Source organism: Salinivibrio sp. SS3, assembly GCF_001722105.1.
Taxonomy (GTDB): Bacteria; Pseudomonadota; Gammaproteobacteria; order Enterobacterales; family Vibrionaceae; genus Salinivibrio; species Salinivibrio kushneri.
In genome coordinates this window covers 1-13,732 of sequence record NZ_MEBQ01000021.1, presented here as the reverse complement: position 1 = coordinate 13,732, position 13,732 = coordinate 1, and the positions used below count along the sequence as shown (strand labels likewise).

Sequence of the window (13,732 nt, the reverse complement as noted above, 5' to 3'; positions counted from 1 at the left end):
CCCAATAAGCAGGCCACCTCGGTGGCCTCTCATCACCATCGTTTTTAGTTTGAGGTAAATACTATGAAAAATGCTGTTCATTTTGGTGCCGGCAATATCGGCCGCGGCTTTATCGGAAAATTGCTCGCGGATGCCAATGTCGAGGTCACCTTTGCCGATGTCGATGCGCCCCTCATTGACCAACTCAGTCACAAACAAAGCTACAACGTCAAAGTGGTAGGTAACGACTGCCATATCGACACGGTTTCTCATATCACGGCAGTCAATTCGGCAAGTGATGATGTTATCGATAAAATCGTAAAAACGGATTTAGTGACCACGGCTGTTGGCCCTAATGTGCTTGATATTATTGCCAAGACCATCGCCACCGGCATTAAAAAACGTTTCGCATCAGGCAATGAGGCCCCACTAAACATTATTGCCTGCGAAAACATGATCCGTGGTACGTCGCATCTCAAAGGCGAAGTCTATAAGCACCTTGACCCCGCATTCCATGAGAAAGCAGACGCACTGATTGGTTTCGTCGACTCCGCAGTTGATCGCATTGTGCCGCCGGCGGAAGCGGCGAACGATGATCCCTTAGAGGTCACGGTAGAAAGCTTCAGCGAGTGGATTGTGGATGAACAACAGTTCAAAGGCGACATCCCAGATATTGCAGGGATGGAGAAGACACAAAACCTCATGGCCTTCGTCGAGCGTAAGCTTTTCACCTTAAACACGGGCCATTGCATCACGGCGTATTTGGGTTGCTTGAGCGGCCACCGCACCATTCGTGAAGCCATTACCGATCCGAAAGTCCGTGATTTGGTGAAAACAGCGATGCAAGAAAGCGGCGAAGTGCTTATCCAACGCTACGGATTTGACCGCGCCGCTCACCAAGCGTACATCGAGAAAATTTTGCGGCGTTTCTCAAACCCCTACTTGGTTGATGAGGTCGACCGTGTTGGTCGCCAGCCTATTCGAAAGCTGAGTGAAAACGATAGGCTTATCAAGCCATTACTGGGTACAATAGAGTACGGCACAGATAACCGAGCCCTATTAAAAGGGATTGCCGCAGCATTGAAATACACCAATCACACCGATCCACAAGCTGAAGAGCTTCAAGCTTCATTGGCTGAGGTGGGCGTAAGAAAGACGCTGGCGACATACACCGGCTTGGCAGAGGAAAGCCCTGAAGTTGAGGCAATTAACACCCTGTACCAGCAATTGTAAACCGCGCATTTTACAGGGGGAGTTTAGCTCCCCCGTTATAACAATAAGCAGTATTGAGTCTATGGCAGAAAATTTCGACGAAACAGACATCATTGAACGATTAAACCAAGCGCCAACCGTGCGTGGCTTTTTTGTTGCCGCGGTGGATACGTTTGAGACAGCTATTGATGGCTTAATCAAGCGGGTTTTTCGCAAAGATAACTTTGCGGTGGAATCAGTGGTGGGGCCTTTACTGCACGACACTGGGCCGCTGGGGGATCTTTCTGTGCGATTGAAACTCTTGTTTGGTCTAGGCGTGTTATCAGATGACGCTTATCACGATATTGAACAAATCATTAAACTTAAAAACCAACTGAGTAACGATGCCGACGATTACCAATTTACCGATCCTAAGGTGCTCGATGCCGTCAAAAAGCTGCGCAAAGCGAATACGATGGGCATACTTTCGCTCGATATTGGCCCGCCGGAAGATGACGTAGATATCGAATTCTATCAGCTACAACTGCAGCGCCAACAGCAGGTGATCCGCTCAGGGTTGTCACTCGCCATCGTGGAAATCTGCAATGAATTAAGCAAAGAAAGCCCTTTTTAATGTGCCAACGTTCACCATCACTAATGAAGCAAATAGCCTGAAAGGGTTAACCACACCCCTAGCGCGAACGCGCCACCGAGAATCAGGGCTTCCAATAAATAAGCCTTAATCACACTATATAATTTCATACCTAGCCAATCTTTTTTATCTTTCGGGTATCAAATCAAAAAACGATGCACTTTGTCCATCATTATATACAAAAAAGCGCTATATCGGATCATATAAGGCTTGATATAGATTGATTTTTAGGCATAAAAAAAGCGAGCCACGCAGCTCGCTTCATTAACAGAGGAAGAGACGACAATCAGGCCATTGCCATGGCTTGTTGTGCGATCACTAACTCTTCGTTGGTTGGGATCACCAGTGCTAGCGGTGACGCTTGGGTGGTGATTTGTCCTGCGGCACCAAAACGCGCGGCGGCGTTAGCCTCGGCATCGGCTTGATAACCGAAAATCGCGAGTTCTTTTAGGATCATCTCCCGCACTGGCAGTGAGTTCTCGCCAATTCCGCCTGTGAAAACAATCGCATCCAAGCGAGATAAAGGCACCATGTAACTTGCGATGTATTTCGCAACGCGATAAGCAAACATTTCTAGCGCTAGTTGTGCGCCTTTGTGACCCTGCTCTGCCGCGTCGACCAAGCCTCGACAATCGTTCGTCAATTCCGACACGCCGAGCAAACCGGCTTTATCGATCAGTTCATGATGGATCTCATCGGTACTCAGCCCTTTTTTGGAGAGAAACTCAAGAATAGATGGGTCGATATCGCCACAGCGCGTGCCCATCATTAAGCCCGCCAATGGCGTAAAGCCCATGCTGGTATCGACACTTTGACCGTCTTTGACCGCACACAAAGAGGCTCCGTTGCCAAGGTGCACGGTGATTACGTTGGTTTGCTCAGGCGCTTGATTGAGCCATTTTGCCGCTTCACGACTCACGAAGTAGTGGCTGGTGCCGTGGAAGCCGTAGCGGCGAATACCATAATCGTTATAAAGCTGACGCGAGATCGCGTAATGATACGCTTTTTCCGGCATGGTTTGATGGAATGCGGTGTCGAAAACCGCCACTTGCGGCAAGCTTGGGAAGGCTTGGCGTGCCGCTTTGATGCCCACCACATGCGCGGGGTTATGCAAGGGCGCCAAGGCTTTTAGCGCATCAATTTGCCCCAAAACGGCATCGTCAATCAAGGTGGCCTGGCTGAAGGTTTCACCGCCATGTACCACGCGATGCCCAACGGCCTGCAGCTTATCACTTAATTGGTTGCTTTCGATAAGGCCCACAATGATATCCATGGCCTCTTGATGGTGGTTGCTTCCTGCACTTAAGGTTTTCTCAGTTTTTTCGCCGTCGACTTTCCAGCTCATCCGCGCGTCATCACGCCCAAAGCATTCTCCAGCGCCGGAAATCACCGCATCGCCAGTTTGCGCATCCATCAGTGCAAACTTTAACGACGAGCTACCTGAATTAATAACGAGTACCAGTGCATCACTCATAGGGTTACCTTATTGGCAGAATTAGGATAACGGCTCACGGCCGCCACCCCATTATTAAAATATTTTTGAACAATTCAACTGTCGTTATAGTGATAGCATACTTGCGCAACAATTTACTGCGTAAGATCAAGCTAAGTGCGCACGGACTAGACAAAAACAAAAACCGATAAATAGCTCACAGCGGCCACGGCTAACACTAATGACAAAAAAGCAAACAGTTTGGCGCGTCTCTGATGGATCCAAGTCCCCACGTCCGTGTGTAGGCTGCGATGCGGGCGTATCATCCCTAAGCAGCGAGCATATTTATTGGCTAGACGCTGGTGGCCTTGCGCGTTTAACCGTTCAAGAAGCTGATGGACATGCGTCACCGAGCAGTGACCCAGCACGGCCATACACTCCTCGTGGGGCATGACTGTGAGCAGTTCAACTTGCTTGTTGAGATCATATTGTAAAAAGGCATTGCGAGCGGCCACAATCTCTGATGTTGAGAAAGCAGTCGGTTCAGTAAAGGTGTTGTTCATTACCGTCATGGCGAATCTCCCGATTGGCAGTAGGTAACGACCATCAACAACATCGTGCCCATCTGGACAGCGTGATGTCTAACAGCGAGAGGAGAAAAACAAAGCAGGCAGGGCCAACTATCGACGACAGTTGGTAACGATGAAATGCAGCAATACCAACAGTCGCTATTTTTCTCCGTTAAGACTCGGAGGATGGTCGGTATTGTTCATGGTTGTCTCCAAATACATGTTTTGCTGATAAAGCGTGACAATGATAACAAGAAACGCAGGGGCTGTCTGTCAACAGACGGTCATCTCTCGCACCATAACCCGGGTTAAAAGGCGATGACATTAGGATTTCGCGTCAGCTCGCTGACGGCACAGCAACACACTGGCCCCTAACAGTTGCGAAAAGGCGACCGTTAAATCGGTTTGCATTTGTTGTTCACACTCTTGCTGTAGTGTTTTTAAACATCTGAATGCGGCGCCATTATCGGCTTTGCCACTAATTAACACATAAAAGCACAGCTTTAGCGTCGCCTTAAATTCACCTTCGGCATGCATCGCTTGCATCCAGCTTTTCATAAATGCATTGATGGTGCCACTCGTATCGAGGGGCGTACGCAGGCTCTCCACCAAAAAAGGCTCTAACGCGACCATAAAATCTTGCTTGCGAGGAAAGTGATGGCTAATCCCGGTGCGCGATACGCCTGTCGCTTCACTGAGCGTGGTATAAGACATTCCCTCATAACCGAGCGCCAACAGCTGCCGCTTCGCCTCTGCCAAGATAGTCTCAATGGTTTGTTGTGTTTGGGCTTTACTGCGTTTTGGCATGCGTAATCTGTTCTCCCCGTCAATCGCCGTCATTGGCGCTGTGATGACACGCGCGCCAGTCGGCTCGCGGCCAGGCTAACTCACGAAAAAGTCCCGCCCCTTTTAAAATAGTACAGACTCACCCACTCAGCCTGACACTAACCCTTTACCAAGACGCTGAAGCGGATCAAACTTCCAAAAACCTTATTGAGAAGAATATGAAAAAACTGAAAAATCCGTGACAAATCACTGCAAATAGTGCCATCAGTCATAATTTGAACACGTGTTTAAATGATTATCTTGCTTCTCGCCGCCCCCGATCACTAAATTAACATTATTATAACGTTTAAACGTATTCTTAGGTTGCGACAATGAGGAAGTCCAATGTCACATATCAAACCGAACGATCAGATCTTACGGTGGGCTGATGAACGTCCAAGTCATGTTTTTCTACGCCAGATTCACGGCCGCCGCTTTCATGACTACACCTTTGCGGACGTGGCCGACCAAGCATTGCGCATGGTCACCGCACTACGGGACATGGGGCTGAAACCCGGTGATAAGGTCGCGCTCATCTCCAAAAACTGCGCGGAATGGTTTATTGCCGATTTAGCGATGATGATGGGCAGCTATATCAGTGTGCCGATATTTCCAACAGCCGGGACAGACACCATTGACCATGTGGTAACCCATAGTGAATCGAAAGCCATGTTTGTGGGCAAGCTTGATGACAGTAAAGCCTTGAGCGCCTCACTGGAAAACATGCCAGGCTTAAAGACCATCGCCTTTCCTTACCCCACTATTAGCTGCCATTACGAATGGCATGACTTGATCGCCAATCATGAAGCATCAGATGAGCGCCCTGTGCACCAAGACAGTGATGTGATGTCTTTAGTGTATACCTCGGGCACGTCAGGCTTACCTAAAGGGGCAATTTTAAGTTATGGCGGCTACTGTTGGTCCGCTCAGCGATTAATTGATCATATTGGCATTGAACCTGATGATCGCTTGTTCTCTTATCTACCACTCGCGCATATTACCGAGCGGGTTTACATCATGGGCTCAGCGATTATGGGCGGGATCCCTACCGCGTTCCCTGAGTCACTCGATACCTTTATCGAAGATGTCAAAATGCATCGCCCCACCTTGTTCATTTCTGTCCCTCGGCTTTGGACACTATTCCAGCAACGCATTCAAGAAAAACTGCCAGACGGAAAACTTAACCTTCTCTTGCGCATTCCCTTGGTCAATAACCTGATCAAAAGCAAAATCGCAAAAAACCTTGGATTGGATCAGGCACGCGTGTTGGGATGCGGCTCAGCGCCTGTCGCGCCCGCATTACTGCAATGGTATGAAAAGCTCGGGTTACACATTACCGAGGCGTGGGGCATGACAGAAAGTTATGCCTACAGTACCCTCAACTATCCATTTAGAGCCGATAAGATTGGCACCGTGGGTAATGCGGGGCCTGGCGTGGAGATCAAAATTGCCGATGATCAGGAAATCCTAGTAAAAAGCGAAGGCTTATTCAGTGGTTACTACAAAAACGAAGAAGCCAGCGCAGAAACCTTGGTCGATGGCTGGTTACACACGGGAGATTTAGGTGAACTGGATAGCGAGGGGTATCTCAGTATTTCTGGCCGCAAAAACGACACCTTTAAAACTGCCAAAGGTAAATTTGTCGCGCCCGTGCCGATTGAAAAGCGTTTGTTCGAGCTCTCTAATGCCGAGATGCTCTGTGTGATTGGTTCAGGCATGCCTGCCCCTATTCTACTCGCGCTGCCACATCACTTTCCCAACTTTGACCGCGCGCGTTATGAGCGTCGCGTGAAGAAGGTGATTGATACCATCAACGGGGAGCTGGAGTCTCACCAGCAAATCAAAGGCGTATTGATGATTAAAGAGCCGTGGAGCATTGAGAACGGCAAACTCACGCCGACGCTGAAAATTCGCCGTCACAAGCTAGAGCAAGAGTATCATGATGTCGGTACTCACTGGCCGAAGGGTACCTTAGTGCAATGGGAAGAAGATTTGCGCTGATCCTTTAAACCCAATAGCATGATAACGCTCACCCACTATTGCACGTGTTGGCATAAACACGAATAGTGGGTGGTGTCTTTATCAGTATCTGTATTGCTGCCATCACTACAGCGTGCTACAAACACTGCAAAACCTGACCTGCCTCAATGTGCCACAACCCAGACTTTGCTAAAGATCATGTTATCGACTTACAGCAGGCCACCAGCACGTTTTTCACGCCTGCTGCTTTTAACGTAGGGAAATACCATGAAAGAGAATCAAACCGATACTTGTGATGCATGTGGTGTTAGCGCTGAAATAGGTTACATTATTTCTGAGGGCGACGAAGTGGCAGACGTCACCATTCAAGGCGATAGCAAGGACGCGGTGCAAGCGCGCTTCGAGCAATACCTCGCTCTCGCAGAGAGCATTAATCCTGCCGTTAAGCATGACTTTGATCCGCAACAGTTTGATGGCAATGGCGCGCACATTAAATTGCAGTTTGAATGCAGTGCCGAAAAGCTGATCTTTGAATTGCGCAGTCGTGGGCTGAATAACGCGTAAGTATTACGCGAAAACCACAAGCATGTCAGCGGTTAAAGCAACAGGGTGCTTTCTCACACCCTGTTGTTGCTTGCTGACAGCCATTTATAAGCGCAAGCTTTGCCAAGCTTCACACATCTCACGGAAAGTGGTTGCATCTCCTTCGGGCCGATCTGGATGCCACTTGAGCGCCATTTTGCGCCACTGACGACGGATTTCATGCTCACTAGCATTCTCATCCAAACCCAACACTTTTAACGCCTTATTGCGCTCCAACATCGCCTCGCCCGGCGCCTCATTGCCGATATGACGCTGGTAGTGCTTCCAAAACGAAGACAACAGTTCTTTGACGTCATCTTGGCTGGCGTCATAGTTATTCCAGTCCATGTAGTAATCACGCAACGGATCCTGGTAATCAATTTCTTTGGCCACAAAGCCATTGTTGCCAACCCGCCATTGTAGCTGGATATCCATTGACTCAACCTGCAACCACTGCTGCGGCAACAACATTTCTTGTAGTTGATACAAGGCATTCATGATCAGGAAGTTGCGTTTAAATAAATCAAGGTGGGGGTCAGCATCAAGCTGGGCCATCATGGTGTCTTTTTGCAGCTCACCTAATAGATGGTGCACTTTCCAACTTTGTCGCGTTGATTCTAGAATACTGAGTATTGGCCAAATCAGGGGGTTGTCTATTTCATCCCGTTTTTCAGCAAGCATGACGTTCATCCTCTGTCACTGGCCAGCTACCTTGAACCGGCATCTCTTGGGGTTGGTTGTAAAGCCACCTTATTAAGGTATAAACCAATTCTGGCTATTTTGTAGCAAATATTGGGAAGTCCCTTTTCGCGGCACGCATTTTTAAACGTGCTTTCCGCCATCATAATGACACTTCCAATGTTGCCGGTTAAATATTAAGCATATCCGGTGCCAACTTATGACGAGAAAGAGACCGTTTTGGCCTATTGAAGCCCAGTCTGATCGGTTTATATCGAATGATCACGACTAGGCCTGTACCTTAAACCGTGCAAACCCCATAATTTTTGTCATCTCATTCGCATTCTGCCCAGAACTCCATTAATCTCTCTACAAGGACAGACTAAATAACCGCTTTTCTATGACAGCATCTTCAACAAAATGTGAAGCCTGCAGGGATGCGCAGCCACTCGCATTCGATTTCACCATGGCATTCCAACCCATTATTCGGCATTCCACGCATTCCATTTATGCTTACGAGGCGCTTGCCCGAGGCAAGGACGGTAGCGGCGCGGGCAGCGTGTTTAAGCATGTTAACGCAGAGAATCAGTATCAATTTGATCAAACCTGTCGGATCAAGGCAGTCAAACTCGCGGCCGAACTATCTATCCCTTGTTATCTCAGCATTAACTTTATGCCCAATGCCGTGTACGAGCCAGAGCGCTGTATCCGCACCACGCTGAAAGCCGCGAATGACTATAATTTCCCACTCGAACGGATTCTGTTTGAGTTCACCGAAGGGGAAGAAGTCCTTGATTACAGTCATATTCAGCGCATTATTCGTTATTACCGCTCACAAGGCTTTTTAACTGCAATTGACGATTTCGGTGCCGGTTACTCCGGCCTTACCGCGCTTGCCAGCATTAACACCCATATGATTAAACTGGATATGGCGCTTGTACGAGATATTGACACTGACGTCACCAAGCAAACCATTGTGCGCCACAGTGTCGCCATGTGCCACGAACTAAGTCGTCAAATTATTGCCGAAGGTGTTGAAACAGAAGCCGAGCTTCAATGCCTGATTGATTTAGGCGTCGACTTCTTTCAAGGCTATTACATTGCCAAACCCGGGTTCGAGAGCTTACCGCCTATCAATCAAGTACCTGGGCTCGAAGCCTTCCACTGTCAATAAGCTGACGGCTCAACGAGTCTTGGCACTCGCTGTTTTAACTTCCTCACAAACACAATTGATAATCTTTCTCAGTAACCATTTTTCGAGGTACACTGTTTCGCAATGACGGCGTTGAAAAGGTATTAAGAATGAATGGTGAATCACTGAACGCGCGTGGCCTCTCCCGGCGTCAATTTTTACGAACGACCGCAGCGGTGGCAGCCCTTTCCACTTTGCCTGCTTGCTCCTTAGTCTCTGCCTCTCGGCAAAACGGGCAGTGGGAATACCATTTAAGCGCTGAGCCCAGTCAGGCTGAGTTGGTTCCTGAGCATCAGACCGATGTACTGGCCTTCAATGGCGAGACGCCAGCCCCCACTATACGCTGCCGCCAAGGTGAGCCAGTGACCATTCACTTCACCAATAACCTCAATGAACCCACCACCATTCACTGGCATGGGCTACGCATTCCCATTGAAATGGACGGTGTTCCTTTCTTGTCCCAAGCGCCTATTCAGCCCGGTGAAACCTTTACCTATCGTTTTACCCCACCGGATGCCGGCACCTTTTGGTACCACCCGCATATGAACTCAGTGGTGCAGTTGGGTAAAGGGCTGGTCGGTGCGATTGTGGTCGAGGAAGCCACGCCGGTTGTGTTTGATGAAGAGCACACACTGACACTCAAACACTGGCACCTAGATCGTCAAGGTAACTGGAAAGATCTCGCTATCCCTCGCTATAGCGCGCGTATGGGCACGCCTGGCGAGTGGGGCACCGTAAATGGTATTCACCATCCTGAATACACACTGCAAGAAAAGGCAACCACACGATTGCGCTTAGCCAACGTGGACAATACACTCACCTATCCCATTCAAGTGCGCGGCGCAGAAGCCTGGATAATCGCTATCGATGGTAACCCGATTGCCACACCACGCCGCTTGGAGACGCACAAGATAGCCCCAGGGATGCGGCTAGATATTGGTCTGATAGCACCCAATGCTGGTGAAAAAGTTGAAATAATGCACATGAAAGGTGACTTTCCTTTCTTGCTGGCAAGCTTTACCGCCACACCGTCAACGTTAACAGAGAAGCCCCTACCCACTCTGCCGCTCAACCCCGTTGCAAAACCAGATTTAGAGAATGCTGAAATCCGTCATTTTGTGTTTGAGTGGGCTGGCGCGATCACGCCTGCTGATAAACAAGGGAAGGGAAAACACGAGTTTTGGTTGATGAATAAACGCGCCTGGGAAGGAATGAGTAAAGGTAATATTCCTGAGCCGATCGCCAAACTGGAACGCGGAAAGACCTATATCTTCGATTTAAAAAACGTCACCCAGTACCATCACCCTATTCACCTGCACGGTCACACCTTTACTGTGCTGGAAATGGATGGCAAACCAGTCACACCATTTCACACTGACACCGTTTTGTTGGGTAAAAATGGCCACGCCAAGGCAGCGTTTGTGGCCGATAATCCGGGCCGATGGATGTACCATTGCCATGTTATTGAGCACATGAAAACGGGTCTGATGGGGTTTGTCGAAGTCACCTAACGAACAAATCACACACATGAAAAACGGCGAGCACTTGGCTCGCCGTTTTATGTCGTCACTCGGTTTTCACCCGCTGCGATTAACTGTCCTTTTCCGTTTTAAAACGATTAACTAACTCTGATAGCTCTGAGGCCACCACACGCAGCTCGGCAGCTGTGGCATTGGTTTGCTCTGCCGTTGATGCTGCACTGTTGGCACCTTCTAGCACACTGGTCACATTCTGATTAATATCTTCCGATACTGAGTGCTGCTCCTCGGTGGCCGTGGCAATTTGTGACGCCATGTCGTGAATTTGCCCTACCAAACTTTGGATGGTGTCAAAGACGCTCAAGGCCTCTTCCGTCGCCTCCGTGGTGGTTTGTGAGTGCTCAACACTGCCTTGCAACTTCTCGGAAAGCTGATTCGTGCGCTGGGTTAAGGCCTGCAACAGCTCATCAATCTCTTCCGTTGATTTGGTGGTTTTTTGTGACAGCACCCGTACCTCGTCGGCCACCACGGCAAAGCCTCGCCCATGCTCCCCCGCACGCGCTGACTCAATCGCCGCATTAAGCGCAAGCAAATTGGTTTGTTCAGCAATGCCTCGAATGGTATCTAGCATGGCGGTGATATTATCGTTCTCTTTGGTCAGCTCAGCCATCGCGCTGTCCGCTTCGTTTAGCGTGGTGGCCATTTCTTGCACCGCTGCGCGCGTATTATTCATCAAGGTCATGCCACGATCGACCTCCGACTGACACTGCTGGGCAGAATCCGCCGTTTGATTGCAGTTTTGAGAGACTTCGTTGGCGGTGGCCACCATTTGGTGGAAGGCGGTGGCGATTTGTTCTAACCCTGAGCGCTGTTGGTGACTGGCGCCGTCCAGCTGTTCAGCAAATTGAGTGGTTTGATCGGCATGAGACGACAGCTTGGTGGATCTGTCCTTGATACCGACGATCAACTCTTGAATCACATCCACAAACTGATTAAAGGCACCCGCCGTTTTACCCAACTCATCCTGGCTGCGAACCGGTAAACGCTTGGTCAAATCACCATCACCGCTTGCCGCATCACTCAGCCCATCACTGACGGCAATGATAGATGCAGATATACGTTGAATCATAAAGTAACCAAGCACACCAAACACGACAACAAGGATCAGACTGATGGATAAAATAACGGTTTGCAGCCGGGTAACCTGGCCTAGAACTTCTTGCTGCGGCACAATCCCAATCAAACGCCAGCCACTCTCTGGCGCTTTGTACTGATTGACAAAATAATCTTTACCAGAAAAGGAAACGGCAGTGAGTGATTCACTAAAATTCCCACCGCTGTAAACACTGTCGACACTCTGGGCAGGTTCAAAGTTATTGTCTGGGTTGTTCGGGTCAGCAAGCACCGTGCCTGTGTCTTCCACCAGCACAATATACCCCGACTCACCGAGGGTGACGTCACCTAACATATTTGTCAGTGCTTCTAACGTGACGTCGACACCAATCACACCACTCAGGCCGTCTTGGGCTTGAAACTCCATGACATAATCAAGGAGGGGGGCACCCGTCGTCACATCTTGATAAGCAGGCACCCTAACTGGGTTATTTCCGCTTCCCTGGCCCGTCTGGTACCAAGGACGCTGACGAGGATCATAGTTGCCAGACTCCCCTTGCGGCCACTGAATGTACCCACCATCACTTAGCCCAAGGAACACATACGCAAAATCTTCTCGTGACTCGCCCATCGCCTCTAGCAACCCATACGCCCGTGCCTCAGCAGGACTATTTTGCTTGGAGGTCATGGCTTTGGTCGATCCCATGTATTTGGTGACAGAGCTGTCTAAACGTTGAAGGGCTTCGCTGTTACCCAGCATCTTGGCGTTTGCCGCCAACCCTTCTAAGTAGAATTTAAACGCGTTGCCGATGTGCTGCATTTCTTTGTAGGAGCTTTGCTCATAGCTTTGCAACGTACTCGTTCGGAACTGATAGAGTGATACGATAGCGATGATAAGCGTGGGCAGGATAACCCCTGTCAGGACGACAACGAGTAAGCGCTTTTTAATACTCATACTGACCTCCGTCAGTGACAGCACATAGGAACATGTTGGTCAAAAGGTTAAGTGTGTTGTTTAAATTAGAACAACCATTAATGACAATCTAATAAATAACGTATTTTCCCTCTCTTTTATCACGAAACGGTATCGAGCTGATTGCTTTTTTAGGCAAATGCAGTGGCTCGGCAGACACGGATTGCATGATGGCCAAAAAGCCATTACATTAGACAAGACTAAATTAAAAGGACAGCTTCATGACCAAGAAAAACTATCAGGAAATCAATCAGCAACAACTGGCGCTCAATAAACAATTTAAAGCACACAGCAGTGACACCCTGTCCGCATTCGGACAGCTGCATCGGGCAGCAATGGCTGAAGGTGATCTCGATGTAAAAACCAAAGAGTTGATTGCACTAGGGATTGGTATTGCCGCGCGCTGCGATGGCTGTATTGGTGCCCACGTGGCCGCCGCCCTCAAACATGGCGCGACCAAGCAAGAATGCGTAGAGGCCATTAACGTCGCGATCGTAATGGGTGGCGGCCCGTCATTGATATACGGCGCTCAGGCACTGGAAGCGGTCGAGCAACTGAGTGAGGCGTAGCTTATTAGCGCTCGGCAATATCACAAGGCTGAGATAAGACGATCTCAGCCTTATCGATCGATAACCCTTCTCATTGCTAACGTAAATAGCATATCGACGTTGATGTTTCGATATACTACCTACACTCCTACCCATAACATATTCGACATTCTCACGCCCCCACTTCCCATGAACATGAGGAAGATAGCAAAACCCAACTTCGGTTAGAAAAGGGAATTGGGTAAACCCTTTGGGCATGGGGAAACACTGCCAAAACCTCACCTTAACCGGTAATGCGGTTCATCCCCGTAGGCACGAGGAACACATTGATTCAGGCGACCGCTATCAAAACCCACTCGGTTCATCCCCGTGGGCACGGGGAACACATTGATTCAGGCGACCGCTATCAAAACCCACTCGGTTCATCCCCGTGGGCACGGGGAACACATTGATTCAGGCGACCGCTATACACAACCCACTCGGTTCATCCCCGTGGGCACGGGGAACACAGCCAGACCACTCCGGCCGATGTAATCCCAA

12 protein-coding genes are annotated in these 13,732 nt (G+C 49.2%); 7 read left to right on the top strand and 5 right to left on the bottom strand.

Features of this window, described 5'->3' with window-relative positions; genetic code table 11:
- Positions 1–63 precede the first annotated feature (63 nt).
- Both BGL48_RS08740 and BGL48_RS08735 read left to right on the top strand, forming a co-directional pair.
- Positions 64–1,212 carry a mannitol-1-phosphate 5-dehydrogenase gene (locus tag BGL48_RS08740; protein ID WP_069362282.1) on the top strand — a complete coding sequence of 383 codons (1,149 nt, stop codon included), beginning with the start codon at positions 64–66 and terminating at the stop codon, positions 1,210–1,212.
- Between the two features lie 61 nt (positions 1,213–1,273).
- Positions 1,274–1,804, top strand: a complete 531-nt coding sequence (locus tag BGL48_RS08735; RefSeq protein ID WP_069362281.1) for an MltR family transcriptional regulator — start codon at positions 1,274–1,276, stop codon at positions 1,802–1,804.
- Between the two features lie 304 nt (positions 1,805–2,108).
- On the opposite strand, the gene BGL48_RS08730 is transcribed toward BGL48_RS08735, so the two are convergent.
- From BGL48_RS08730 to BGL48_RS08720, 3 genes are all read right to left on the bottom strand, one after another.
- Entirely contained in the window at positions 2,109–3,296 is a 1,188-nt protein-coding gene (locus BGL48_RS08730) for an acetate kinase (RefSeq protein ID WP_069362280.1), read from the bottom strand.
- Between the two features lie 146 nt (positions 3,297–3,442).
- Positions 3,443–3,826 carry a hypothetical protein gene (locus BGL48_RS08725; RefSeq protein WP_069362279.1) on the bottom strand — a complete coding sequence of 128 codons (384 nt, stop codon included), beginning with the start codon at positions 3,824–3,826 and terminating at the stop codon, positions 3,443–3,445.
- 321 nt (positions 3,827–4,147) lie between these two features.
- Complete coding sequence (locus tag BGL48_RS08720; RefSeq protein ID WP_069362278.1) at positions 4,148–4,630, bottom strand: TetR/AcrR family transcriptional regulator; 483 nt, start codon at positions 4,628–4,630, stop codon at positions 4,148–4,150.
- 363 nt (positions 4,631–4,993) lie between these two features.
- Between BGL48_RS08720 and BGL48_RS08715 the strand changes: the two genes are divergently transcribed.
- The gene (locus tag BGL48_RS08715; protein ID WP_069362277.1) at positions 4,994–6,649 is read left to right on the top strand and encodes an AMP-binding protein; all 1,656 of its coding nucleotides are present in this window, start codon (positions 4,994–4,996) and stop codon (positions 6,647–6,649) included.
- A 246-nt stretch (positions 6,650–6,895) separates the two neighbouring features.
- Positions 6,896–7,192 carry a DUF406 family protein gene (locus BGL48_RS08710; protein ID WP_069362276.1) on the top strand — a complete coding sequence of 99 codons (297 nt, stop codon included), beginning with the start codon at positions 6,896–6,898 and terminating at the stop codon, positions 7,190–7,192.
- An 84-nt stretch (positions 7,193–7,276) separates the two neighbouring features.
- Here the strand turns inward: BGL48_RS08710 and BGL48_RS08705 are convergent, their stop codons facing one another.
- Positions 7,277–7,891: a DNA-J related domain-containing protein gene (locus tag BGL48_RS08705; protein WP_069362275.1), complete on the bottom strand. Its 615-nt coding sequence runs from the start codon at positions 7,889–7,891 to the stop codon at positions 7,277–7,279.
- 397 nt (positions 7,892–8,288) lie between these two features.
- On the opposite strand from BGL48_RS08705, the gene BGL48_RS08700 reads away from it, so the two are divergent.
- Entirely contained in the window at positions 8,289–9,062 is a 774-nt protein-coding gene (locus BGL48_RS08700) for an EAL domain-containing protein (protein ID WP_069362274.1), read from the top strand.
- A gap of 128 nt (positions 9,063–9,190) precedes the next feature.
- Positions 9,191–10,591: a multicopper oxidase family protein gene (locus tag BGL48_RS08695; protein ID WP_069362273.1), complete on the top strand. Its 1,401-nt coding sequence runs from the start codon at positions 9,191–9,193 to the stop codon at positions 10,589–10,591.
- Between the two features lie 79 nt (positions 10,592–10,670).
- Here BGL48_RS08695 and BGL48_RS08690 read toward each other — a convergent pair whose 3' ends face one another.
- Positions 10,671–12,626, bottom strand: a complete 1,956-nt coding sequence (locus BGL48_RS08690) for a methyl-accepting chemotaxis protein (RefSeq protein WP_069362272.1) — start codon at positions 12,624–12,626, stop codon at positions 10,671–10,673.
- Between the two features lie 239 nt (positions 12,627–12,865).
- On the opposite strand from BGL48_RS08690, the gene BGL48_RS08685 reads away from it, so the two are divergent.
- The gene (locus tag BGL48_RS08685; RefSeq protein WP_069362271.1) at positions 12,866–13,213 is read left to right on the top strand and encodes a carboxymuconolactone decarboxylase family protein; all 348 of its coding nucleotides are present in this window, start codon (positions 12,866–12,868) and stop codon (positions 13,211–13,213) included.
- The last annotated feature ends 519 nt before the right edge of the window (positions 13,214–13,732 follow it).

Excerpts from the sequence above, each read along its gene's own strand:
- BGL48_RS08690 (WP_069362272.1), bottom strand. The coding sequence starts at position 12,626 with ATGAGTATTAAAAAGCGCTTACTCGTTGTCGTCCTGACAGGGGTTATC.
- BGL48_RS08735 (WP_069362281.1), top strand. The coding sequence starts at position 1,274 with ATGGCAGAAAATTTCGACGAAACAGACATCATTGAACGATTAAACCAA.
- BGL48_RS08700 (WP_069362274.1), top strand. The coding sequence starts at position 8,289 with ATGACAGCATCTTCAACAAAATGTGAAGCCTGCAGGGATGCGCAGCCA.
- BGL48_RS08715 (WP_069362277.1), top strand. The coding sequence starts at position 4,994 with ATGTCACATATCAAACCGAACGATCAGATCTTACGGTGGGCTGATGAA.
- BGL48_RS08705 (WP_069362275.1), bottom strand. The coding sequence starts at position 7,891 with ATGCTTGCTGAAAAACGGGATGAAATAGACAACCCCCTGATTTGGCCA.
- BGL48_RS08730 (WP_069362280.1), bottom strand. The coding sequence starts at position 3,296 with ATGAGTGATGCACTGGTACTCGTTATTAATTCAGGTAGCTCGTCGTTA.
- BGL48_RS08685 (WP_069362271.1), top strand. The coding sequence starts at position 12,866 with ATGACCAAGAAAAACTATCAGGAAATCAATCAGCAACAACTGGCGCTC.
- BGL48_RS08725 (WP_069362279.1), bottom strand. The coding sequence starts at position 3,826 with ATGACGGTAATGAACAACACCTTTACTGAACCGACTGCTTTCTCAACA.
- BGL48_RS08720 (WP_069362278.1), bottom strand. The coding sequence starts at position 4,630 with ATGCCAAAACGCAGTAAAGCCCAAACACAACAAACCATTGAGACTATC.
- BGL48_RS08740 (WP_069362282.1), top strand. The coding sequence starts at position 64 with ATGAAAAATGCTGTTCATTTTGGTGCCGGCAATATCGGCCGCGGCTTT.
- BGL48_RS08695 (WP_069362273.1), top strand. The coding sequence starts at position 9,191 with ATGAATGGTGAATCACTGAACGCGCGTGGCCTCTCCCGGCGTCAATTT.
- BGL48_RS08710 (WP_069362276.1), top strand. The coding sequence starts at position 6,896 with ATGAAAGAGAATCAAACCGATACTTGTGATGCATGTGGTGTTAGCGCT.